The sequence below is a fragment of the Pseudomonas sp. EL_65y_Pfl1_R83 genome, from assembly GCF_963970695.1.
Taxonomy (GTDB): domain Bacteria; phylum Pseudomonadota; class Gammaproteobacteria; order Pseudomonadales; family Pseudomonadaceae; genus Aquipseudomonas; species Aquipseudomonas tritici.
In genome coordinates, this window is the sequence record NZ_CAXAQI010000137.1 from 1 (window position 1) to 604 (window position 604).

General features: G+C 63.9%; 1 protein-coding gene. It reads right to left on the minus strand.

What is annotated here, in order from left to right; all coding sequences use genetic code 11:
* Nucleotides 1-604 (minus strand): EAL domain-containing protein (locus AACY08_RS28050; protein WP_339472355.1); only part of this gene is annotated, 604 nt, incomplete at both ends.

A 604-nucleotide genomic window follows, 5' to 3' on the forward strand; every position in this document is an offset into this window, starting at 1 on the left:
CGACGAACACGCCTTCGGTGATTTCGAGTTCGAGCCGGTCGGGCTTGATCCCCGATTTCGCGAGCGCCGAGGTGACGATGGTGGATAAAGCCGGATTGGCGAACTGGATCGGCGAAACGTTGACCGCGACGCGGATGCTGTCCGGCCATTCCGCCGCTTCCATACAGGCGGTGCGCAACACCCATTCCCCGATCGTTTCGATCAACCCGCACTCTTCGGCGACCGGGATGAAATCGCTTGGGCTCACCAGCCCGCGCGTGGGATGCTGCCAGCGCAACAGCGCCTCGAAGCCGACAATGCGCTGCGTCCTGGTGCTGACGACGGGTTGATAGGCGACGAAGAACTGGTCGGCGGCGAGCGCTTCGCGCAGATCGTCCTCAAGCTGTTTGCGGCTTTGCGCGCCGATCAGCAACTCGCTGCGGAAGAAACGGTGGACGCCGCGCCCCTCGCCCTTGGCGGCATAGAGCGCGAGATCGGGGTTGCGCACGAGTGTTTCGCCATCGCTGCCGTCACTTGGGGCGATCGCCACGCCGATCGAGCAGCCGATGCTGATCGCTGACCCGTTGATGCTATAGGGTTGCGAGAGATCGCTGATCACGCGCCG